Source organism: Nodosilinea sp. LEGE 06152 (assembly GCF_015207525.1).
Lineage (GTDB): Bacteria > Cyanobacteriota > Cyanobacteriia > Phormidesmidales > Phormidesmidaceae > Nodosilinea.
Genome location: NZ_JADEWR010000002.1, coordinates 447,640 through 469,048, shown reverse-complemented (window position 1 = coordinate 469,048; position 21,409 = coordinate 447,640). Strand labels below are relative to the sequence as shown.

22 protein-coding genes and 1 tRNA gene are annotated in these 21,409 nt (G+C 56.2%); 10 read left to right on the top strand and 13 right to left on the bottom strand.

The genetic code is table 11. The features are described from left to right. The first annotated feature begins 88 nt into the window (after nucleotides 1-88). Nucleotides 89-1,930 (top strand): ATP-dependent zinc metalloprotease FtsH3, encoded by a 1,842-nt coding sequence (ftsH3, locus tag IQ265_RS04505; protein ID WP_194050988.1) that lies wholly within the window; start codon nucleotides 89-91, stop codon nucleotides 1,928-1,930. Between the two features lie 185 nt (nucleotides 1,931-2,115). Here ftsH3 and IQ265_RS04500 read toward each other — a convergent pair whose 3' ends face one another. The 10 genes from IQ265_RS04500 to IQ265_RS04455 all read right to left on the bottom strand — a co-directional run bounded on the left by IQ265_RS04500 (nucleotide 2,116) and on the right by IQ265_RS04455 (nucleotide 12,393). Next, on the bottom strand, nucleotides 2,116-2,928 hold the full coding sequence (locus tag IQ265_RS04500; RefSeq protein ID WP_194050986.1) for a Nif3-like dinuclear metal center hexameric protein: 813 nt from the start codon (nucleotides 2,926-2,928) through the stop codon (nucleotides 2,116-2,118). Nucleotides 2,929-3,036: 108 nt separating this feature from the next. Then, entirely contained in the window at nucleotides 3,037-3,384 is a 348-nt protein-coding gene (locus IQ265_RS04495; RefSeq protein ID WP_194050984.1) for a hypothetical protein, read from the bottom strand. A 563-nt stretch (nucleotides 3,385-3,947) separates the two neighbouring features. Continuing rightward, a complete protein-coding gene (ftsH, locus tag IQ265_RS04490; RefSeq protein ID WP_194050982.1) occupies nucleotides 3,948-5,852 on the bottom strand; it encodes an ATP-dependent zinc metalloprotease FtsH in 1,905 nt (634 codons plus the stop codon). A 263-nt stretch (nucleotides 5,853-6,115) separates the two neighbouring features. Beyond that, nucleotides 6,116-6,189 (bottom strand) — tRNA-Asp (locus IQ265_RS04485). 87 nt (nucleotides 6,190-6,276) lie between these two features. Then, entirely contained in the window at nucleotides 6,277-6,564 is a 288-nt protein-coding gene (locus IQ265_RS04480; RefSeq protein ID WP_194050980.1) for an MSMEG_0570 family nitrogen starvation response protein, read from the bottom strand. Nucleotides 6,565-6,698: 134 nt separating this feature from the next. Then, nucleotides 6,699-8,426: a peptide ABC transporter substrate-binding protein gene (locus IQ265_RS04475; RefSeq protein WP_194051154.1), complete on the bottom strand. Its 1,728-nt coding sequence runs from the start codon at nucleotides 8,424-8,426 to the stop codon at nucleotides 6,699-6,701. A gap of 77 nt (nucleotides 8,427-8,503) precedes the next feature. After that, the gene (locus tag IQ265_RS04470) at nucleotides 8,504-9,022 is read right to left on the bottom strand and encodes an AAA family ATPase (protein WP_347404911.1); all 519 of its coding nucleotides are present in this window, start codon (nucleotides 9,020-9,022) and stop codon (nucleotides 8,504-8,506) included. Between the two features lie 34 nt (nucleotides 9,023-9,056). Continuing rightward, a complete protein-coding gene (locus tag IQ265_RS04465; RefSeq protein ID WP_194050978.1) occupies nucleotides 9,057-10,346 on the bottom strand; it encodes a glucose-1-phosphate adenylyltransferase in 1,290 nt (429 codons plus the stop codon). Nucleotides 10,347-10,621: 275 nt separating this feature from the next. Beyond that, complete coding sequence (locus IQ265_RS04460; RefSeq protein ID WP_194050976.1) at nucleotides 10,622-11,980, bottom strand: DUF4912 domain-containing protein; 1,359 nt, start codon at nucleotides 11,978-11,980, stop codon at nucleotides 10,622-10,624. Between the two features lie 23 nt (nucleotides 11,981-12,003). Beyond that, nucleotides 12,004-12,393, bottom strand: coding sequence for a hypothetical protein (locus tag IQ265_RS04455; protein ID WP_228037556.1), 390 nt, complete (start codon nucleotides 12,391-12,393; stop codon nucleotides 12,004-12,006). A 291-nt stretch (nucleotides 12,394-12,684) separates the two neighbouring features. Here IQ265_RS04455 and IQ265_RS04450 point away from each other — a divergent pair, with 291 nt between their 5' ends. Beyond that, nucleotides 12,685-13,740, top strand: coding sequence for a ParM/StbA family protein (locus IQ265_RS04450; protein ID WP_194050975.1), 1,056 nt, complete (start codon nucleotides 12,685-12,687; stop codon nucleotides 13,738-13,740). Continuing rightward, on the top strand, nucleotides 13,722-14,060 hold the full coding sequence (locus tag IQ265_RS04445; RefSeq protein ID WP_228037555.1) for a hypothetical protein: 339 nt from the start codon (nucleotides 13,722-13,724) through the stop codon (nucleotides 14,058-14,060). The genes IQ265_RS04450 and IQ265_RS04445 overlap by 19 nt, the downstream gene beginning before the upstream one ends. Before the next feature lie 294 nt (nucleotides 14,061-14,354). Here the strand turns inward: IQ265_RS04445 and IQ265_RS04440 are convergent, their stop codons facing one another. Both IQ265_RS04440 and IQ265_RS04435 read right to left on the bottom strand, forming a co-directional pair. After that, nucleotides 14,355-15,137: an SDR family oxidoreductase gene (locus IQ265_RS04440; RefSeq protein ID WP_194050973.1), complete on the bottom strand. Its 783-nt coding sequence runs from the start codon at nucleotides 15,135-15,137 to the stop codon at nucleotides 14,355-14,357. An 81-nt stretch (nucleotides 15,138-15,218) separates the two neighbouring features. After that, nucleotides 15,219-15,668: a MarR family transcriptional regulator gene (locus tag IQ265_RS04435; protein WP_194050972.1), complete on the bottom strand. Its 450-nt coding sequence runs from the start codon at nucleotides 15,666-15,668 to the stop codon at nucleotides 15,219-15,221. Between the two features lie 389 nt (nucleotides 15,669-16,057). On the opposite strand from IQ265_RS04435, the gene bchI reads away from it, so the two are divergent. From bchI to IQ265_RS04410, 5 genes are all read left to right on the top strand, one after another. Beyond that, entirely contained in the window at nucleotides 16,058-17,164 is a 1,107-nt protein-coding gene (gene bchI / locus IQ265_RS04430; protein WP_194050970.1) for a magnesium chelatase ATPase subunit I, read from the top strand. 8 nt (nucleotides 17,165-17,172) lie between these two features. Next, a complete protein-coding gene (gene ruvC, locus IQ265_RS04425) occupies nucleotides 17,173-17,673 on the top strand; it encodes a crossover junction endodeoxyribonuclease RuvC (RefSeq protein WP_194050969.1) in 501 nt (166 codons plus the stop codon). Nucleotides 17,674-17,682: 9 nt separating this feature from the next. Next, nucleotides 17,683-18,135: a tetratricopeptide repeat protein gene (locus IQ265_RS04420; protein WP_194050968.1), complete on the top strand. Its 453-nt coding sequence runs from the start codon at nucleotides 17,683-17,685 to the stop codon at nucleotides 18,133-18,135. A gap of 6 nt (nucleotides 18,136-18,141) precedes the next feature. Then, entirely contained in the window at nucleotides 18,142-18,354 is a 213-nt protein-coding gene (locus tag IQ265_RS04415; RefSeq protein WP_194050967.1) for a hypothetical protein, read from the top strand. A 96-nt stretch (nucleotides 18,355-18,450) separates the two neighbouring features. After that, complete coding sequence (locus IQ265_RS04410) at nucleotides 18,451-18,855, top strand: hypothetical protein (RefSeq protein ID WP_194050966.1); 405 nt, start codon at nucleotides 18,451-18,453, stop codon at nucleotides 18,853-18,855. Between the two features lie 61 nt (nucleotides 18,856-18,916). Here the strand turns inward: IQ265_RS04410 and IQ265_RS04405 are convergent, their stop codons facing one another. Continuing rightward, nucleotides 18,917-19,420, bottom strand: coding sequence for a GNAT family N-acetyltransferase (locus tag IQ265_RS04405; RefSeq protein ID WP_194050965.1), 504 nt, complete (start codon nucleotides 19,418-19,420; stop codon nucleotides 18,917-18,919). A gap of 508 nt (nucleotides 19,421-19,928) precedes the next feature. On the opposite strand from IQ265_RS04405, the gene IQ265_RS04400 reads away from it, so the two are divergent. Together IQ265_RS04400 and IQ265_RS04395 are read left to right on the top strand one after the other, a co-directional pair. Next, nucleotides 19,929-20,798, top strand: a complete 870-nt coding sequence (locus IQ265_RS04400; RefSeq protein ID WP_194050964.1) for a class I SAM-dependent methyltransferase — start codon at nucleotides 19,929-19,931, stop codon at nucleotides 20,796-20,798. A 12-nt stretch (nucleotides 20,799-20,810) separates the two neighbouring features. Then, a complete protein-coding gene (locus tag IQ265_RS04395; RefSeq protein WP_194050963.1) occupies nucleotides 20,811-21,359 on the top strand; it encodes a GNAT family N-acetyltransferase in 549 nt (182 codons plus the stop codon). Nucleotides 21,360-21,409: the final 50 nt, after the last annotated feature.

The following is a 21,409-nucleotide window of genomic DNA, read 5'->3' as shown; positions in this document are numbered from 1 at the left end:
AATTAATACGGCTTGTTTAAGATTCAGCCTTAAAGAGCCGTTTCTTAGAAACGGTTCGTCCCAAGAAGTTAGTGGAGGCAATAGCCCGGTGAACAAACGGTGGAGAAATGCAGGTTTATACGCCCTGCTGGTCGTTGTAGTGATTGCGCTGGCGACCGCTATTTTTGATGGTTCTGGCCCTGAAACCCAGACCTGGCGTTACAGCCAGTTTCTAGACGCGGTGCAAAACAACCAGATCGAGCGCGTCAGCATTAGCGCCGATCGCACTCGCGCTCGCTTTACCGACCCCGAAGGCAACGGTCAGGTAATTGTTAACCTGCCCAACGACCAGGAGCTAATCAGCACCCTGGAAACCAACAATGTCGATATCGTCGTCATGCCTCAGAGCGACGATAGCGTTTGGGTGCGGGCCTTTAGCACCCTGCTGATTCCAGTTTTGCTGCTGGGGGTGCTGTTCTTTGTGCTGCGCCGGGCCCAGAGCGGCCCCGGCAACCAGGCGATGAACTTTGGCAAATCCAAGGCTCGTGTGCAGATGGAGCCTCAGACCCAGGTCACCTTTGGTGATGTAGCTGGTATCGAGCAAGCCAAGCTAGAGCTGACTGAAGTCGTTGACTTCCTCAAGAACGCCGATCGCTTCACCGCCGTCGGAGCCAAAATTCCCAAGGGTGTGCTGCTGGTTGGCCCTCCCGGTACTGGTAAAACCCTGCTGGCTAAAGCCGTTGCGGGCGAAGCAGGGGTGCCCTTCTTCTCCATCTCTGGTTCTGAGTTTGTCGAAATGTTTGTCGGTGTGGGGGCCTCCCGCGTCCGCGACCTGTTCGAGCAGGCCAAGGCCAACGCTCCCTGCATCGTGTTTATCGACGAGATTGACGCCGTTGGTCGTCAGCGGGGTGCAGGTCTCGGCGGCGGCAACGACGAGCGTGAGCAGACCCTCAACCAGCTGCTCACCGAAATGGATGGCTTTGAGGGTAACACCGGCATCATTATTATTGCCGCCACCAACCGCCCCGACGTGCTCGATGCAGCCCTGCTGCGCCCCGGTCGTTTTGATCGTCAGGTGGTGGTCGATCGCCCCGACTACGCTGGTCGCCTCGAAATTCTCAACGTTCACTCTCGCGGCAAAACTTTCTCTAAGGATGTCGATCTGCAGAAGATTGCTCGGCGTACCCCTGGCTTTACCGGAGCCGACCTGTCTAACCTGCTGAACGAAGCCGCCATTCTCGCCGCCCGCCGCAACCTCACCGAAATTTCGATGGATGAGGTCAACGATGCGATCGATCGCGTTTTGGCCGGTCCCGAGAAAAAAGACCGCGTGATGAGCGAAAAGCGCAAAGAGCTGGTGGCTTACCACGAAGCCGGTCATGCTCTAGTTGGCGCGCTCATGCCTGACTACGACCCCGTACAGAAAATCAGCATCATCCCCCGCGGTCGCGCTGGTGGTCTAACCTGGTTCACCCCCAGCGAAGATCGTCTAGAGTCGGGCCTTTACTCCCGCTCTTACCTGCAAAATCAGATGGCCGTTGCCCTCGGCGGCCGCATCGCTGAAGAGATCATCTTTGGCGAAGAAGAAGTCACCACCGGGGCTTCTAACGACCTGCAGCAGGTCGCCCGCGTCGCCCGTCAGATGGTTACCCGCTTCGGCATGAGCGACAAACTCGGCCCGGTAGCTCTGGGTCGTCAGCAGGGCAACATGTTCCTGGGGCGCGACATCACCGCCGAGCGCGACTTCTCTGAAGAAACCGCCGCCACCATCGACTCCGAAGTGCGGGGTCTGGTTGACCAGGCCTACACCCGCGCCAAGCAGGTGCTTGTCAACAACCGCCACGTGCTCGATCAGCTAGCTACCATGCTGGTTGACAAAGAAACTGTGGATTCGGAAGAGCTGCAACATCTGCTGGCTACCAACGATGTCAGCATGGCGTCAATTGTGTAATTCAAACGTGTAGTTCACGCTGAAGCCTGCTCAATTGCAAAAGAGGGGATGTCCACTGGGCATCCCCTTTTTTGTGAGTAATTCCTGCTACAGCCTGGTTGTCTAGCCCCGACGGTTAAGGGCAAATGGTTGTTTGCTCCCACGGAATACCTGTTTTAAGCCGGGGTAGTTGAACTTGAATTTGGTTAATTGCGCCAAAATTGGCGAAAATCTTCGTCTTGCCCGCTGAGCTGCGCCCAGGGGGCACCCCACTGCTGCACAATCTCCACCAATCGATCGCAGGCGGGGCGTTCGGTGGCGTAGTGGCCCGCGTCAATCAGCACCAGGTTGCGATCGCGCCCTTCCTGAAACTGGTGAAACTTGCAGTCGGAGGTCAGGTAGGCCTGGGCTCCAGTCTTGGCTACCGCCGCCATAAAGCTAGCTCCAGAACCGCCTAAAACCGCTAATCGATCAATTTTTTGGCTTAGGTCAGCTGCAGGTGAGTAGATCAGGCAAGGCGGCGAGAGCTTGGCCTGAATGAGATCCAGCAGCTCTTTCAAACTCACCGCAGGCGTCAGATCGCCCACCCGTCCGTAGCCCAACCCGGCCTGGGTCGGCACCACGGGTTCTGAATTTTGCAGGTGCAGCACCTGGGCCAGCAGGTCAGCGGTGCCGTTTTGTACCTGGTCAAAGTTGGTGTGGGCGGTGTAAATGCCAATGCCGTGGGCGATCGCCTGGCGCACCATATCTCCTACCGGGTCGCCTTGGGTAATGGCCTTGAGCGGGCTAAAGATCAGCGGGTGGTGGGCCAAAATCAGGTTGATGCCAGTGCCCTGCTCGCGCAGCTTGAGCGCTTCGGCCATCACCGCTAGGGTAGGGGTGAGACACACCAGCACGTTGGCGGGAGCGTTTAGCACCCCCGGCTGCACCTGCCAACCGCAGTTGTCCCAGCTTTCTTGCCAGGCCGGGTTGGCCCAGGCTTCGAGTTTGGCAATCAGGTCTGCGATCGCAAGGGCCATAAAAAACACCGCTGGGCAGAGTAGCTAAGGTTTGAAAGGAAACCCTTTCAGTTTACCGTGCTACCCTCTGGCCAACGGCATCGGTCAGGTTTGCAAAAGGTCAGCGTTTTAGTTGACTATGTTGCTCAGGGCATCCTTAATTTTCTCGATCGGTGCCGTAGCCTGGCCAGAGTTCTCAGGCCGATTCATCTGGTTAGTATCGGCATTTTTCTGTACTTCGTTCAGGCCCTTGTTGGCGCGGTCGATCATCTTGTCGCCGTCGAGGGCATTCTCGGGCTGTACAGACTTCTCCGCTTCGCTGTAGATGCCGTTGAGCGGTGCGGTGCCCTCGTCAGGACGGCTCGGGGTGCTGCTATTAGCCAAAGCAGCGGGGGTGGCGGTTAACAATATCAGTACGCAGGCCAAGGCGATCGCAGCCTTACGGAGCCAAGACATAGCCAAAACAAAGGATTTCATCATCAGTCTCCTAATCGGAAGAGAAGTCGGCCCTGATAGAGGCAAGCGTTGTTTAGCAACACCTGCGGGCCAGAGCTTCACCTTTTTACCGGTTTTCTCCTCGGTCGTGAATCGTTCTTCAGAAATAGAAGCAGGGTGTAGATTTTGAAAGGATAAGTCTCTCTAAGGAGAGAGAGGTCTGCAAAATAGGGGGTTAAGCGCAACGCCACAGCACCGCCTACATTAAGTCGTAAGCGGTGCTGTTCAGCCAGAGCGGCTGAGGTTGGCAGTAGACAGCAGCGTTTTGTACGGAATCCGATTTGGTAAACCCCAACTCACAACCAGGAACCCCGTGGGGGCGTAGCATGCTACGCCCCTACAAATCGGGGGTGTTCATTTAGGGTTTGGTATTACAGCCGAAACGGCAGCCTAGTGGTCTGTCAAAACTAACTTTGTAGGTTGGATGATGTGCTAGCAGAACCCAACAAGGCTGACTGCTGTTGGGTTTTCTCCTCTGGAGACGCTGCGCGAACACTTCGTTCTGCCCAACCTACGAGAACCCTAAGTTTTAGTGTTGACGCCGACTAGCCAGCTTTGACCAGAAACTTTTCAGGAATCTGAGTGTACTGACTGACAATCTGGCGAAACTCTTCGCCATCAACTGTTTCGCGCTCTAGCAGCACATCCACCAGATGATCCATCAAAACCCGATGTTCTCGCAGCAGGGCGCGGGCGCGATCGAGGCACTTCAGGGCAATGCCGCGCACCTGGGCATCAATTTTGCTGGCCATTTCTTCTGACACCTCGTTGCGGGGCATCAGGTTGCGGCCCAAAAATACCTGGTTATCCATACTCTCTAGGGCCACGGGGCCAAGCTCAGACATGCCGTAGAGGGTCACCATCTGGCGGGCCAGGTTAGTGACCTGCTGAATATCACCGCTGGCTCCAGTGGAGGTTTCGTCGTCGCCAAAGACTTCGGCCTCGGCGGCAAAGCCCCCCAAGGCTACGGTAATGCGATCGATGAGCCAGTTGCGGGTGTAGAGTCCGCTGTCGATGATGTCTTCGTTGGGCAGCGACTGAGTAAACCCTTCGACTCCTCCCGATCGCGGAATAATCGTCACCTTGTTCAGCTCGTCGGAGTGGGTGAGCAGGGTGGTCAGCAGGGCATGGCCCACTTCATGGTAGGCGGTCATGCGCTTGCGGCTGCTGTCGAGTAGCGGGGTGAGGCTGAGGCCAATGGTAATGCGATCGATCGCGTCTTCAATTTCGACCATGCCCATCGCCTCTTTACGGCGGCGGGCGGTGAGAATAGCGGCTTCATTGAGTAAATTAGCCAGCTCTGCCCCCGAAAATCCAGGAGTGCGGCGCGCTACGGCAGCCAGCGAAACCTCGGGCTCAATTTTTTTATTGCGGGCGTGAACCTCTAGAATCGACAGCCGCCCCTTGTAGGTGGGCAGATCGACCACCACCTGGCGGTCAAACCGGCCCGGACGCAGCAGCGCCATATCAAGCACGTCTACCCGGTTGGTAGCCGCAATTACGATAATGCCGCTGTTGCCCTCAAAACCATCCATCTCGGTGAGCAGCTGGTTGAGGGTTTGCTCGCGCTCGTCGTTACCGCCACCAATACCCGCCCCTCTCTGGCGACCAACGGCGTCAATTTCGTCGATAAAGACAATGCAGGGAGCGTTTTCTTTAGCCTTGCGAAACAGGTCGCGCACCCGCGATGCGCCGACACCCACAAACATTTCGACAAACTCTGAGCCCGAAATGCTGAAGAAGGGAACGCTGGCTTCACCCGCGATCGCCTTGGCCAGCAGCGTTTTACCGGTGCCAGGCTGACCAATCAGCAGCACCCCCTTGGGAATGCGCGCGCCAATGGCCGTAAACTTCTCTGGGCTTTTTAGAAAGGTAACAACCTCTTGCAGCTCTTCCTTGGCCTCTTCAATGCCCGCTACGTCGTCAAATACTACGCCAGTCTTGGCTTCCATCTGAAAGCGAGCCTTCGACTTGCCAAAGCTCATGGCGTTGCCTGCTCCCGATGCCGAGCGCCGCAGCAGCATGAGTAGACCAAAGATTAAAATCAGGGCCAGCAGCGAGTTAGTCGCCAACCAGGCCAGCGCCCCACTGCCCGATGAGTCGCGAATCTCAACATCGACATCGTTGGCCCGCAGACGGCGAATCAGCTCAGCGTTGCGCTCTCCGGCGAACAGGGCTACCTGCTGAGGTTCGGCGTCTTCGGCGTCGCCCTCTAGTCGTACGTAAGCAATGCCCCGAGTTTCGTCTAAATCAACCTGCTCAACTTCGCCCTGCTCAATCTTTTCTAAAAACTGCCCGTAGGACAGCCCTTCCGATTCGGCTTGCGCCAGGGCAGGGGGCAAAGGCATCAGGCTTTGCAGCAAGACCCAGCCAACAGTGACCAGACCAGTGGCGGCGGCACCAGCACGCGGACGCAGGGACTTTTGCTGACCAGAGAAACGTAGGGACATAGACGGTTTAACTCAGCGAGACTATACCCAGGGCTAGTATCCTCAGATACCGGATAGGCTTTTCCTTAGTCTAACCTCCCGGTTCTGAAATGACCGCCCAGCCTTAGCTTAAAAAAGTAGTGCGGTATAAATGTACATTTACACCGCACTACTTTTTGATTGAGAAACGGGCCTGACGGGATTCGTAGGCGCAGCCTGGGTTGTGCCCATACCCGCAACTTCCGCCGTTCCGGCAGCAGTTGCGGGTGAATTTGTAACTAGAACGGGCCTGACGGGATTCGAACCCGCAACTTCCGCCGTGACAGGGCGGTGCTCTAACCAATTGAACTACAGGCCCTTGCGCTGGGCAATCTCTATATTGCGGCCTGGGGGGGCTTTTGTCAAACGCTTTTGGGGAATTTCTAAAATTTTTCTCTGCAACCCGTTATTCGACGAACTGCAGCACTGTCACCGTGGGGGTGGGCAGGTGCTCATAGCGGCTGGCGGTAGCTTCGATCTGGTGCAGCTGCCCTAAGGCCAGGCTGCAGGGCATGCCGTACTTGGCCTGCACGCGATCGCTGGCAATGGTCAGGGCGGTGCGCGATCGCGCCACGAAGTCGGCCAGTGGATAGGTGGTAGCCGGAGCGAAGTAGTCTTTCACCACTAGAGAGGGTGAGTAGCAGGTGTCTTGGCTGCCATCGGGCCACTGGATTTGGAAGCGAATTTCGGGCATGGGTGGGAGGTGGATGAGTGAAGGTCGGTTCCTGAGCGAAGTCGAAGGGGGGTCGGTTCCTGAGCGAAGTCGAAGGGGGGGGCTGAGCGAAGTCGAAGGGAGGAGTCGGTCCCTGAGCGGAGTCGAAGGGAGGGTTAGGGTCGGCTCCAGTCGGCGATATTCCAGGTGCTGAGATCCCAGGGGGTGAGGTTTATGCCGGTGAGGCGATTGCTCACGCCAGAGACATCGGCGCGGTGCACAATAGGCAGCACCGCTGCATCGTTGATCAGCAGATCATTCATTTGAATAAAGAGGTCCTGCCGCTCTTCGGGGTCCAGGGTGGCGGCGGCCTGCTGCCAGAGGGCGTCAAACTCGGGGTTGCAGTAGCGGGCGTAGTTGCTGCCAGACCAGTTGTTGGCCTTTTGGGCAATTTCGTTGCAGGTGTAGGTCTGAATGTAAGCACCGGGGTCGGGGTTGGTGTTGCCGGTGGCAAACATTTGCAGGTCGGCTGAGAAGCGATCGAGGGTTTCGCGGCTGGCCGGGTCGCCAGAAAAATATACGCTGGCATCAATGCTTTTTAGCTCTACCCCGACCCCGATTTGCTCTAGAGATTGCTTGACAATTTCCTGGGTTTTTTGACGCACGGGGTTGACCGAGGTTTGAAAGACTACCTGCATCTCCTGGCCGTCTTTGTCGCGGGTGCCGTTGTTGTTGCTGTCGATCCAGCCGGCGGCATCGAGCAGGGCTTCGGCGGCTTCGGGGTCGTAGTCGTAGCTGGTGTTGCTTGAAGCAAAGGGGCCGGGGGCCACCAAAAAGTTGGTCGTGGGCTGGCCGGTGGGGCCGTAGAGCTGGGCGGCAATGGTGTCGCGATCGATGGCTAAACTAATGGCCTGGCGCACCAGGCGATCGCTAAACATGGGGTGAGGAAACTCTACGCTGGAGGTTTCACCGTCGGCGGTGGCCTGGTTGGGGTCGGTGAAGTTAAAGATAATCCGCTCGACCAGCGAGCCAAAGTTGGTAACAACTTGCCCCTGCCCGGCGGCCTCTAGCTGTTCGAGAATGGCGGCCTCGACCTGGAGGTTGTTGGCGTAGTCGACATCGCCGGTTTGTAGCACCGCCCGCGCCGCCGAGGTGGCATCGCCGCCGCCCTTGAGCTCGACCCGGCTAAAGGCAAGCTGGTTGGCATCGCGGTAGTTGGGGTTGGCCTCGTAGACAATTACATCGCCGGGGGTAAAGCTGGTAACCCGGTAAGCCCCGGTGCCCACAGGCATGGTGTTGGCGGGGGCCTCGCGACCGTTGGGGCCGTTGTAGGCCTCAAACATGTGCTTGGGTAGCACCATGCCCTCGGTGCCGGTAAAGACCAGGTACCAGGCTGGGTTGGGCTCTTTGAAGGTGATCCGAACGGTGGTATCATCCACGGCCTCTACACTCTCGACCAGCTCGTAGGTACCGGCGTTGACGGTGGCTACCTCAGGGTTGACGATGAACTCGTAGGTAAAGGCCACATCCTCGGCGGTAAAGGGGGTGCCGTCTGACCAGGTGATGCCTTCCTTGAGCTTCCAGGTGACGGAGGTGCCGTCGGCAGCTACGCCACCGTTGTCGAGGGTGGGTTCTTCGGCGGCTAAAAACAGCACCATGTTGCCGTCGGCATCAAAGCTGGCCAAGGGCTCTAGGGTAATGCGGCTGGCCTCAGAGTCTTTGAAACCGCTCGAAAAGTGGGGGTTAAGAATGGTGGGAGCCTGCCAGTAGAGCAGGCGCAGGGTGTCGTCGCTGGCGGCGGATGTCTCGGTTCCAGCCTCGGTTTGGGGTGGGGTTGGAGCCGTACGGCACCCGGTAAACAGCAGCAAACACAGACCAGCGGCGGCGACGGCGCGAGCGTTCATCAGCAAACCCAGTAACATTTTGAGGTGGTGCGAAACTCGGAGCGACAAGCCCTGGGCAATTCCGCGATCCCCAGGCATTAGCGTAGCGGGTCGGAGGATGAAAAGAGTGATTTAGGATACAAACCTGGCCGCAAAAGCAGAACCTGCTCGACCCCCTCGGCTACCGATGGCGGTGCGCCCTGAAGCTGGCGATGCATAGTTGCAATAATGTTGGTGGGTACCTGGCGCGATCGCCCCCGGTTGCGATCGATCGCTAGGCTCAGGGGCACATCAAACCAGACCAAGGTGATGGAGGTAAAGCCGATTTGGCGGGCGGCGGCGATCGCCTCTCGCCGGTTTCGCCGCCGCGCATTGGTGGCATCGTAAATCACCCCATCTAGCTCTCCTCGCTGGATCGCCGCCACGCCCTGCTGCCACTGGGCCACGACCTGCCGCCAGATTCGCCGCCAGTCACCCTGTACAGCTTCGTCGCTGTAGAGTTCGGCGCGCACAGCGTCGGTCGAGACAATGCGGTAGCGAGGGTGGGCCAAGACAAAATCCCTGGCCCAGGTTGATTTACCGCTGCCGGGAATACCCACCAGCATCAACAGGGGCACAGGGATCGCGTTGTGCGTCACCGCATGGCCGATACTAGATAATCATGCCGTCGGGAATTACCGCGTTCTTCAGCACGACGACGATGCCGCTGCGAATGTAGAAGCCTAGATCTTCGCGCTCGGCCTCCTGCACATTCTCTTTGTTGACGATCTGCACATTGCGGCCAATGCGGGCGTTTTTGTCGATGATGGCGCGGCGAATCACCGAGCCTTCGCCAATGCCCATCGGAATTTTGCCTCGGGTCAGGTGCTGGCTGCTCTCGGACAGCGGCTCGTAGTAGTCGGCCCCCATCAGCAGCGAGTCTTCGATCACGCAGTCGGCGTTGATGCGCTGGCGTAGGCCAACCACCGAATGGTGCACGCGGCAGTTTTTGAGAATGCAGCCCTCGGTAATGCTCGACTGAGTGATGTGGCAGTCCTGCAGCTTGTTGGGCGGCAGGTAGCGGGCGCGGGTGTAGATGGGCGCGTCTTCGTGGTAGAAGCTGAAGTCGGGGTGGGGCTGCTGAGTCAGCGCCAGGTTGGCATCGTAAAAGGCTTCAATGGTACCGATGTCTTCCCAGTAGCCATCAAAGAGGTAGGCCTGCACGTTGTAATCACAGGACGAGGCCGGAATAATCTCTTTGCCGAAGTCGGTTTGGTCAAGATTTTTGCGCAGCAGATCGATCAGCACCTGCTTTTTGAACACGTAGATACCCATAGAGGCGATAAACGGCTTCTCAACCGCCTGCTCTGGGCTGAGGCCGAGGGAGGTAGTATCGACCTTCATCTGCTCTAGAGCCTCGCCCTTGGGCTTCTCGCTAAAGTCGACCACGCGCCCGGTGCCGTCGACCTTCATCAGGCCAAAATCGGAGGCTTGTTTGTAGCCAATGGGCACTACCGACAGCGTAATGTCGGCGTTGGTGGCCCGGTGGCGCTGCACGAACAGGCTGTAGTCCATGCGGTAGAGGTGATCCCCAGATAAGATGATGAAATCCTCTACGTTCCAGGAGTCAAACAGCCACAGGTACTTGCGCACGGCGTCGGCGGTGCCTTGAAACCAGCTGGGGCTTTCAGGTGTCTGCTGAGCAGCCAGAACCTCTACAAAGCCTTCGGTAAACTGTGAAAATTGATAAGCGCGGCTGATGTGTCGGTTCAACGAGGCGGAGTTGAACTGGGTCAGCACGTAAATTTTGTTAATGTCTGAATTGATGCAATTGCTGACGGGAATATCAATTAAACGGTATTTGCCCGCCAGAGAAACCGCTGGCTTAGCCCGAAATTTAGTTAATGGATAAAGGCGGGTGCCGGCACCGCCACCGAGAATAATAGCCAGAACTGATTTCACAAGTTTTCCTCGATAAGCCCCACAAACTGGCCTGTTTTACGCCACTCTGTTTCACATTTACAGTGTGAGCCCGAGGGTACCACTTGACAAGGGGGATCAGGAAAGATTGTGCTGAAATGTGACCTGCAACACGATAGTGGTTTTTGATAATCCTGATAGGCTGGGCTTAACTTTGAGCCCTGGGCTGCCGAGGGCGCAGTGGAGGGAGATGTGGGCTGAGCGGCTGTAGGGTTTGAACGGTCCAGTCAATTGGCTCTGCGATCGCATTTCTGCACCTACAGCCGAATAACCGAGAGGGTAACGGCACTGGTGTTGTTGTCGGGGAAGGTATCGATGAAAAAAGCGCAGAGATGGGCGGGTTCGTCTACCTCTAAAGAGAGGGTGTCGGCGTATCCGTTGAGGGTAGACCAGGTGCCATTTACCCAGACATTGGTTTTGAGGTTGGAGACCCGACCGCCGTAGATCCACAGCAGCACCAAGGGCTCGCCGGACTGGCTGTCGTCGCCGTAGCTAAACGCCCCCGCTTTGATGCGCAGAATGTAGGAGCCGGGGTCGAGGCTGTAGGTGGCGGCAACCTGATCTTGCAGGTACTGCATTTGGCCGCCGTGGAGCGAGACGGCGTTACGGTGGCTGTGCACCGTCACGGTTTCGATCGCGCAGAGGGCAGGGCCAGCATCAGCGTCCCCATCCTCAACCGCATCCTCAGATAGGGGAGGAACCACCAGTGCGGGTGCCGCCGCAATGCCGACCAATCCGGCGACGGCAGCCTCAGCAAGAGGCATGGGAGCAGCCGTCGTCAATTCTGGGGCCGAGACCGCAGCCGGAATCGCCGTACCTGCGTCTTCACCCGGCAGACAGGCCGGAACCCGCACCGGAGCCGACTTGGCCAGGGGCAGCCAGTGGTTTTCGCCGGTTATGTAGCCCAGCTCGACTTGGTAGTCGCGATCGCCCTGGGGAATGGGCAGGTGCAGGTCTTGGCGGTCTTCGCTGACGGGGTACTGCTCGATGCGGGCAGGGGGGTGGCGATCGGCGTCGCGATTGCTGACGTCATACAGGCGCAGCATCAGGTCGCGGCCACCGCGATCGCGGGCCTCGGCTTGCACCTCATCGGCGACTTCCCAGTAGGCGTAGGCGCGGCGACAGGTGCGCGGGGTGAGAACAATGCGGCTGGGGAGATCAGCGGCAGCCGCTAAAGGGGAGGCCGAAGCGGCGGCGATCGGAGCACCTTTATCGCTCAGCAGCCACCACAGCAGGCCGCCCAACGCGGGTATGCCCAGCAGCCACCAGAACGGAGCCGTCTCTGGCGCAGGGCTAGCCGTAGCGGCAGACTCCTGGCTGGCGATCGCAGGTGGAGTTGAGGCGGCCACCGCTGGGGGTATCACCGTTGACACCGCTAGGTCTAGAACCTTATTCCCCAGTTGCCCCAACCCTAGCCGCTCTGCTGCCACTGATTCACTGAATGCACGGGAGCAACACGGCACCTCCGCTGGTAGCTCAATCCCTATAGACAAAACGGCGGGGAGCCGATCGCCCTGGGTCAGTGCCCGCTCTGTGGTCGGGTAAATTGTCGCCGTTACCAGCAGCACCCCGGCCTGAGCCAGGGAAAAGGCCCAAGCAAGCGATCGAGGTGCCATCGTGATTCTCCCTCTCCACTCCATTAAATTCGCACGATCGAGAGGGTCAGTTCTTCGTCGTTGTCCTCTAGATAGGTGTCAAAGAAAAAGGCGCAGAGGGTAGCTGGTTCTACCACTTCCATGACCAGGGCATCGTCATACCCGTTGAGCGAAACCCAGGTGGCGCTTACCGCTACGTTGGTTTTTTGGTTGATTACCCTACCGCCGTAGATCCATAGCAGCACCACCGGCTCATTGCGCCGATCGTCTGCCCCGTAGCCAAAGGAACCCGAGCGAATTTTGACAATGTTGGTGCCTGCTTCTAAACGCACCGACACCCCCGTTCGCTGCAGGGCTTCCATCTGCTCAGGACCGAATTGCAGGCAGTTGTGCTTGCTATGAACCGTTAGATCCGTAACTGTGCACCCGTCCATGGCCAGGGCCTCCATTAAAAAACGAGGGAAGGGTAGTAACGAGAGGGGTTTTGCTATAGAGACTGTAGGGCGATCGCCCGAACCGCCGACAAACACCCCAAAACTTTTAAGGAATGCTGACCTGTTTTAAATCTAAACACGCCCTTGCCAGAACAGTACAGGTGCATTAATATTGGTTCATGCGTACTTATGGGTACAACCGTTCCCGATCGCTCTGTTTTTGACAACCGGGCAACGGTTAAGACGGTAACCCAAAACCCCGCTGTCCTGATACCCCCACGAGAGTTTCCTATGACCACGACTACCGCCCCCCGCAGCCGTTCCGCCGCTGGTGCGACCCGGTCTTCGGCCAAGGCTCGCGGCACTCAAACGGCTGGCACTGGCGTAGTGCTCGCCCTCGATGCCGGCAACTACGACCTCAAATTCTTTACCGGCAGCGGTCATCCCAAGGCCATTCGCTCGGTGCGCTACCAGCTCCCCCAGGGGCGCGATGCGGTTAGCTTCTCGGAAGCTTCTCCCCTGATCGAGCTGCCCGATGGCCGTCGCTACCACTTTGGTGCCCAGGCCTATAAGTACCGCCGTCAGCAGCAAACCGTGATTGAAAACAAAGTAGAACTGGCCAAGCTGCACCTCTACGCCTGCCTGGAGCCCCTGCCCGGCGACGTAGCCGACTACAGCCTCAATCTCCACGTATCTACCCCTGACCCGGCCCGCAATGGCGAAGACATTCAGGCTCAGCTGCTCGGCGTTCACGAGTTCGTCCGCAACGACGTCGAGTTTCGCGTCAATGTGGAATCGGTCGAGGTGGGCCGCGAGGGCATGGGCGCTTACCACTACGCTAAGGCCCAGGGCATTATCCCCGGCCAGGGCTACACCATTGTGGTCGATATTGGCGGCGGCACCTGGCTCACCCGCCTGGTCGACGCCGACGGCGAAGTGATCGACGAAAACATCATGGATCGCGGCGGCACCTATGAGTTGGCCACCGCCATCAGCTTCGACCACCGCCTCACCGACCACCTGGGCAGCAGCGCCGACCCCTGCATTGTCATGGATGGCTTTCGCTTTGACCACGCCTACGCCGATACCGGCCTGGCCTGGGCCGACTGGCTCGACGAGTATCTCGACCCGTGGTTTAAGGGCATTTTTCAAACCGTAAAAGCCCAGTACACCCCCTACATGCCCAGGGTCACCCGCTTTTTAGTAACCGGCGGCGGTTCTCACCTGATCGCCGATCGCCTCCAGGGGCACGATCTGTTCGCCGTCATGGGCGACCCTCAATTTGCCAACGTTCGCGGCTTGTTTTTGATGACCGGTGACACTCAACTATGCATGACCACCAAGTAGCCCAAAACATTCCTATGGCGAGTCACCGCACCCGCCAAGACAACAAAGTTCGCCTCAGCCCGGATGTGCTCGAAAAAGCCGATCGCATCGCTGCCGAGTGGGGCCTTAAGAACGCTCGCGCTGCTGTAGAAGCCGTGTTTCGCCGCTACTGCGACGACTACCTTTACGGTCGCCCCGCCGAAGGGGGAGATAGTTTTGCCGTTCGGGAAGCTACTCTTCCCAACTATGGTGAAACACAACCCCCTCAGACCAGGCGATCGACCCCTAATACTCCTAAGTGCGAGGCGCTAGATGCGTTGGATCAACTGTTAGCGCTTTGAAATTAGCAGAATGCTGGTAACAATTCAGTTCATCTATTAAGGTGCGTCATGGAGAATACTGGCGCACCTTTTTTGTGCTCTTGTTGAGGCAATCCAGTGCTTAATGCGACAGTTTGTTCAACAGATAGTGCATTTTAATCTAAGAAAGAGCTAGAAACGCCAAACTGTTGTATCGAGTAATAAACTCTTCGTTCTAACGTTCCGGTTGAGCGACTGCCGACAACTCTTGCTACAGAATTACCTTATTTCTAAAGTCCGCTCTAACCGGATTGTTATGCGGCCTTTGTCGGCGATTTACTTAAAGGCACGTTGACTTACACTTTCAACTAGAGTCGCCATCGCCGCACGCGGCAGTAGGCGCGGCAAAATGTTTGACTCCATGGAATTTTTAAAACCGGGAATCACATAATGCCTATTGTGCTCCAAAGCAGATAGTCCAACGCGAACGACTTTCTGCGGGGAATGTTTCCCAGCCACAACATCACGTTCCATTGCGTTGAAGAAATCTGTATTTGTTGCACCTGGGCATAAAGCTAGCACTTTAATTCCTCGTTTGCGGTACTCAATCCACAATGCTTCGCTGAATGAAAGGACAAATGCTTTAGTGGCTGCGTATACGGCTTGATGAGGTAGTGGGTAGAAACTTGTTGTCGAACCAATATTGATAATGCTGCCTTCACCCTTCGCCAGCATGCCTGGAATGAACGCATGAGTTAAATCAACGATAGAAACCACGTTGAGCATGGCTTGCCGATGGTCTTTATCAGGCAAAATCGACTCGAACGCTCCGTGAGTGCTGAAGCCAGCGTTATTAACGAGCATATCAACATGCAATTGTTTTGCTTGCGCCTGATCATAAACCCGAAAGCCTTCTCCTTCGCGGCTGAGATCGGCCGCAATGACTTCGACATTGATGCTGTAGCGATCGCGAAGTTGGGTTGCTAGAGCCTGTAGCTTGCCTTCCGAGCGGGCTACAAGAACAAGATTCATTTTTCGTTCTGCTAATTCGTGAGCAAACGATTCTCCAATTCCACTGGATGCGCCAGTAATAAGAGCAGTTTTTCCAACATATTGCATGGTTTTTCTCCTAATTTGATTGATGAACCATAAAGTTCATTTGTTGAAAAGTTCAAAAATTGAACTTTATGGTTAAAAAAACTAAAAACTTCTCAGCAGATCGGCTTTTTGCTGATTGAGATGTACTGCTACTTTTCGCATCATCCGCAGCATCTCTTGTTGTTCTGGGTCATCTAAACCATCAAGAATAGCTTGACTAACCCTCCGATAATTCTCAATCTCTAGTGCATAAATCTTCTCTCCTTCGGGTGTAAGAGAAACTTTGACTATTCGTCTATCTTCGTCAGAGCGATCGCGGCGCAGACACTTTCTTTTGACCAACCTATCCACAATTCCAGTCGTGTTAGTGATGCTGAGTTTGGCTCTTTCAGCAATCTCACGCATCATAAGCGGCTGGGCCTGCCCAACAACATTAATGACACGACATTCTTGCTTATTAAGGTTAACCGCTCCACCTGAACTCTCCTGCGCCACCTCGAAGAGGTCAGCAAGAGTGGCAATATATTTCGTTAACTCGTCTGCTTTGCCCACAGTGCTTCAGAATCTAAAAAGTTCAATCTATGAACTATTCAATTCTATGTGTAAAATTTGTCGTTGTCAACCTCGTGCTGCAACTTCTTTCAAGGCATGACTTGTATTTAGAGGAAAACTTTCCCCCGAATATTCCTCATACGAATGATAAGGCAGGCCTATGGCGGTCTAACCACCTGTCCACCTGGGTTCAGCGGCTCAAGTTCTCTTGAGCTTCGGCCGCCTTGTATGTGATTTGCGGGCAGCATCCACAACAGTCCTCCCGGTCGGCCTATGGCCAATAGTGGTAAGCAATCGCTCTTTGTGCGTCGGGCTGGGCCGAAGGGGCGCAGGTACTGTGGCACAATGGAATTTATTCTAAAAATTTGCCGTCATCTTTTGAAACGCCTGTGAATTCTACTGTTGCGACCCCTTCGGCCTCCTTTGCCCCCGCCCGCCGCGCGGTATTTCCCTTCACCGCCGTGATCGGCCAAGACGACATGAAGCTGGCCCTGCTGCTGAATGTCATCGACCCCAAAATTGGCGGGGTGATGATCATGGGCGATCGCGGCACCGGCAAATCCACCACCATTCGCGCCCTAGCCGACCTGCTGCCCGAGATCGAGGTCGTAGCCGATGACCCCTTCAGCCGCTCACCCCAGGATCGTGACGTATGGGCCGAGCGCGGCACCGACGACCTGCCCGTAGCGCTCAAAAAAGTGCCCATGGTCGATCTGCCCTTGGGCGCTACCGAAGACCGGGTCTGCGGCACCATCGACATCGAAAAAGCCCTCTCTGAGGGGGTCAAAGCCTTTGAGCCGGGTCTGCTGGCCAAGGCCAATCGCGGCATTCTCTACGTAGACGAGGTTAACCTGCTCGACGACCACCTCGTCGATGTGCTGCTCGACTCCGCCGCCTCGGGCTGGAACACCGTGGAGCGCGAGGGCATCTCCATTCGCCACCCGGCTCAGTTTGTGCTGGTGGGCTCGGGCAACCCCGAGGAAGGCGAACTGCGGCCCCAGCTGCTCGATCGCTTCGGGATGCACGCCGAAATTCGCACCGTGCGCGACCCCGAGCTGCGGGTGCAGATTGTGGAGCAGCGCTCGGAGTTTGACCAAGACCCCGCTGCCTACCTGACCAAGCACCAGGCCGAGCAGGAAGCCCTCCAGGCCAAGCTGGTTGAGGCCCAAAAGCGCCTGCCCTCAGTCACCCTCGACTACGAGGACCGGGTGCGCATCTCCGAAGTCTGCGCCGAACTGGACGTGGACGGCCTGCGGGGCGACATCGTTACCAACCGGGCCGCTAAGGCGATCGCTGCCTACGAGGGCCGCACTGAAGTCACCCTCGACGACATCAAGCGGGTGATTGTGCTCTGCCTGCGCCACCGCCTGCGCAAAGACCCCCTAGAGAGCATCGACTCGGGCTACAAGGTTGAGAAAGTGTTCTGCAAGGTCTTCGGCCTGGCCGACCCTGACGAAGCGGCGGTCAACGGTCGCCAGCCCGTGGGGGCTCGGTAAGCATCGCCGTGGGTCAGCGCATTCTCGGGCTTGACCCAGGGCTAGCCATTCTAGGGTTTGGGGTAATCGACGGGGCCGATCTTTCGGCCCCCCAAGCCGCTGGCACCCATGCCGAAGCCGCAGTGGTCGATTTTGGCGTGATTGAAACCCCGGCCAAGACTCCGGTAGGCGATCGCCTCTGCACTATCTACACCGATCTGCACAGCTTGCTAGAGCTGTACAAGCCGGATTTAGTGGCGATCGAAAAATTCTTTTTTTATCGCATGGGCAACACAATTTTGGTCGCCCAGGCGCGGGGGGTGGTGATGCTGGTGCTGGCCCAGCACAGCCTACCCTTTGTTGAGTTCACCCCAGCCCAGGTGAAGCAGGCGCTAACGGGCTACGGCAATGCCGACAAGGCTGAAGTGCAGCAGGCGGTGGCCCGTGAGCTGAGTCTAGACCGCATCCCTCGCCCTGACGATGCGGCGGATGGGCTGGCGCTGGCGCTGGCGGCCTGGTATCAGCGCTAGGGTGGTGCTATGGATGGTGACGAGGCTGCTAATGGTGGGATCGATAATGATATTTATGAACATATCCGTGAGTTGTCAGAGATAGGCAATAGTTACTTAGAGAAAAAAGAGTACTCAAAGGCCATAGAGCAGTATCACAAAGCATTTGACTTAATCCCTGAACCCTTTGAGAACTACAAAGCCTCCACTTGGTTGCTGACCGCAATCGGAGACACGTATTTTCTTGCACGAGACTACATAAATGCTCTACGTGCTTTAGAGGAGGCAATGTATTGCCCAAAAGCAATTGGCAATGCATTTATACACTTAAGGTTGGGACAGGCGTTATTTGAGTTAAATAACCTTGACAAAGCAAGGGACGAACTAGCGAGAGCATACTTGGGTGGCGGCAAAGAAATCTTCGAAGACGAAAATCCTAAATACTATGAATACCTCAAAGCTTTTATGAGAAACGTTGAATAGAAAGCCATGAATGAATATAAATTATTGTCTATGATAAATACCTTAGTAGCTGGCAAGTATGGTGTTCCTGAATTTGAGAAAGATTATTATGACTTTTATCTTGATGAGGTACCAAACTCTGCTCTAAATGATGAAGAGAGTGAATTTTTTGGTTCTGTTCAAGAGAAATTAGACTGGGTTGATGAAAATCCTGATAGCGTTAGTCGAAGTTATGGCTAGATGGATCATCAAGATTTCGTAGAGTGGCTAAAGGACAGGAGAAGCAAGTGAATTGTGCTTAAATGAATAAGACAATTAGATGAACTTGCGTCTCTTATGACTTCAGCGTTGTCCTTTACCCCAGTGGTATTTTCGCTCGCGATCATTACCTCAGGGTGTAATGATCCGATGTTGCTGATGAACGATTCTGAAAGAGCTATGTGGGAATCGATGAGAGTCGTATCGCATAAAGAAGCTAGCTTGTTGCGAGTTAAGCACTTGAGTCGCGATCTTGAGTACTGTTCAAGTAATGATGGCAGCTATTCTTTGTCACCGGAAGACTTTGAGATTCTGTCGAACCGGCCAAATGAAGAATTTAGTAACAAGTTATTTCAGTTGATTCCGTCCTGCAAGCCAATCACTAACTATTTACTTGAAAATATTGACCAGGCCCGCCAATCTGGGAATTCTCGCAAAAACATATATCGAGCTTTGGTGGAAGGGCAAGCAGATATTCGCTAAATCTTCCTTGTAATACGCTTTTCATAATGCAAGATGGGCTGAGCGATCGCAAACAGCAAATTCAGGTTTCCTCCACCTTCTCCTCGGGCAGCTCCTTCTTCATTAGGATCGCTTCGCTCTGGTAGCCCAGGCTGGTGTAGAGCGCCTGGGCCGCCTGATTGTCGCTAAAGACTTGCAGGCTAATCTGCCTGTGCCCCTGCTGCTGTGCCCAATGGTGGGCCACCTTGAGCAGGGCCGTAGCCAAACCACGCCGTCGATGGGCGGGAACCACGTAGAGCAGCAACGCGTAGGGATGGAGCAACCCCGTGCGCTGGTCAGTGGCCTGCCCCAGCCAGAGGCCCGCCACCGGGCCAGCAGCGTGGTCAGCAATGGCCTCGTCGATCCACCAGAGGGGGGTAGCGCGGCTGAGAAAGCGATCGACGGTGTCAGCAAGGTGGCCAATTGGCTGGTGGGGATTCAGCTCGCTGTAGGTGCGCTCCATGAACTTGACCACGGTGGCGCGATCGAGGCTAGAACCTACCCTCAACCTATAGCCCGGTAGCGCAAAGACATTATGTTGCTCCATGGACGTTCGACACAGACTATAGTGAGCACCGGCTTTATATAAAACAATTGCGCGCCGGTAGTGTCCCAGCGCTGAGCTTTTCAACTATCAGCTTATGTCCTCAGCTACCAGACCAACGCAATATTCAAGCACTTATCAGATCAGGCGAAGCTAGCCTTCCAGAATGCTCTCAACGGTTAAGGTTAGCTTTGGAAGAATTGACGGCTGAACTACAGTCTGGCCCTGGTATTTTGTGGCCTCGTACCGTCCCTCCAGAAAGATGCAGATGGTCAACTTAATCCAACAGCGGGTCTACAATCCAATATTCTGGAATGTCCAATAGGGTCGGGCGCTGGGTAGTAGTGGCCATGGCATATCAGTACCGCTGGTGCCTCAAATTATGACATTTCCACAGCCCTAGGGCTTTTTGAGCAAAGTCCGTGGTGGATTGGCTTGTATCTTTTACCCTGGCCAGCGAGAAACGAACTTGCTAGGCTGAGGGGAGTTTGCGCGGCGTTGATATTGACCTATGACATCCCAGTCTAAAACCCTGTTTGAGCAGTTCTTAGCGCCGATCTTTTCGCACCTGGTCGATCGCGATGCCCTGCTGCGGCTGCGCGACAGTATCGACTGGGAGGCCGGGGTGGCCCAGTTTACCAACCCCCAGGTGGTGTACCCCAACTACTACAAAATCAGCAACTTCCACGGCATCAAGAACGGTTACCTAAATGTCGATGCCGCCCTCACCTACGACCCCATTACCCAATACGTGCTGCCCCCCGGCGAGACCTGGGTGCGCGAGAGTCTGGTCAAGGCTATCAACGGTGAGCCTCGGCGAATTTTAGACCTGGGTTGTGGCACCGGCACCACCACGCTAATGCTGAAGCGGCACTTTCCCAATGCGGAGGTGATGGGCCTGGATTTGTCGCCCCAGATGCTGGTGATGGCCGACTACAAAGCTAAGGCTGCGGCAGTGGATGTGGCATTTCGCCACGGTAACGCCATGGCTACGGGGCTGCCTGCGGCCTCTTTTGATGTGGTGTGCGCCACGCTGCTCTTCCACGAAACGCCCCCGGCAGTGGCCAAAACTATTCTCTCAGAGGCGTTTCGGCTGCTGACCCCTGGGGGGCAAATGCTGGTGCTCGACGGCAACCAGCGCACTCTGCGGGCCGCCGACTGGCTCAGCACCATTTTTGAGGAACCCTTCATTCGCGACTACGGCCAGGGCAATGTGGATGCCTGGCTTGGCTATGCCGGGTTTGAGCGGGTGCGCACGGAGGATGTGTTTTGGCTCAACCAGCTGAGCTATGGCCGCAAGCCGCTGCCGGTGGCGGAGCGCATAGAGCAGCCCGAGGGCGAGCGCCAGTCCGATGACCTCCCCCTGCCTCAACCCGCCTAGCCCGCAGAAGCCATGACCCAGGTTTTGCACACTGAGCGCCTGATGCTGCGGCCCAGTACTGTGGCCGACCTCGACTTGGTGCGATCGCTGTGGAACGAGTCAGCCGTGCGGCGGTTTCTCTTTGACGATCGTACCCTTTCCCGCCAGGAGGCCAGCGACTTCTTGGTGGCCAGCGATGAGAGCTTTGCCCAGCAGGGCTACGGGCTGTGGCTGTTTTTTGAGCGCCCGTTGCTTGAGCGATCGGGGGAGGCGATCGCTCCCTCAGACCCATCCCTGACGATTGCCGGATTCTCTGGGCTAATCGCCGTTCCCGATCAGCCGCCCAGCCTTGTCTTTGGCACCCGACCTCAGCTCTGGGGCCGAGGCTATGTCACAGAAGCAACGGCGGCGGTTTTGAGCTACGCCTTCGATCAGTTAGGACTTGAGCAGGTGGTGGCTGATGTTGATGAACCCAACATCGCCTCTATTCAGGTTCTGGAGCGTTTGGGGATGGTGCGCACAGGGCAAGCCGTAGTCAATGATCACCCCTTGCTCTACTACGCTCTGCAACCCACTAAATAATCTCCAGAAGCTGGCTAGAGTAAGCCTTCAGCCGCCGCTGGTCCAGCCTT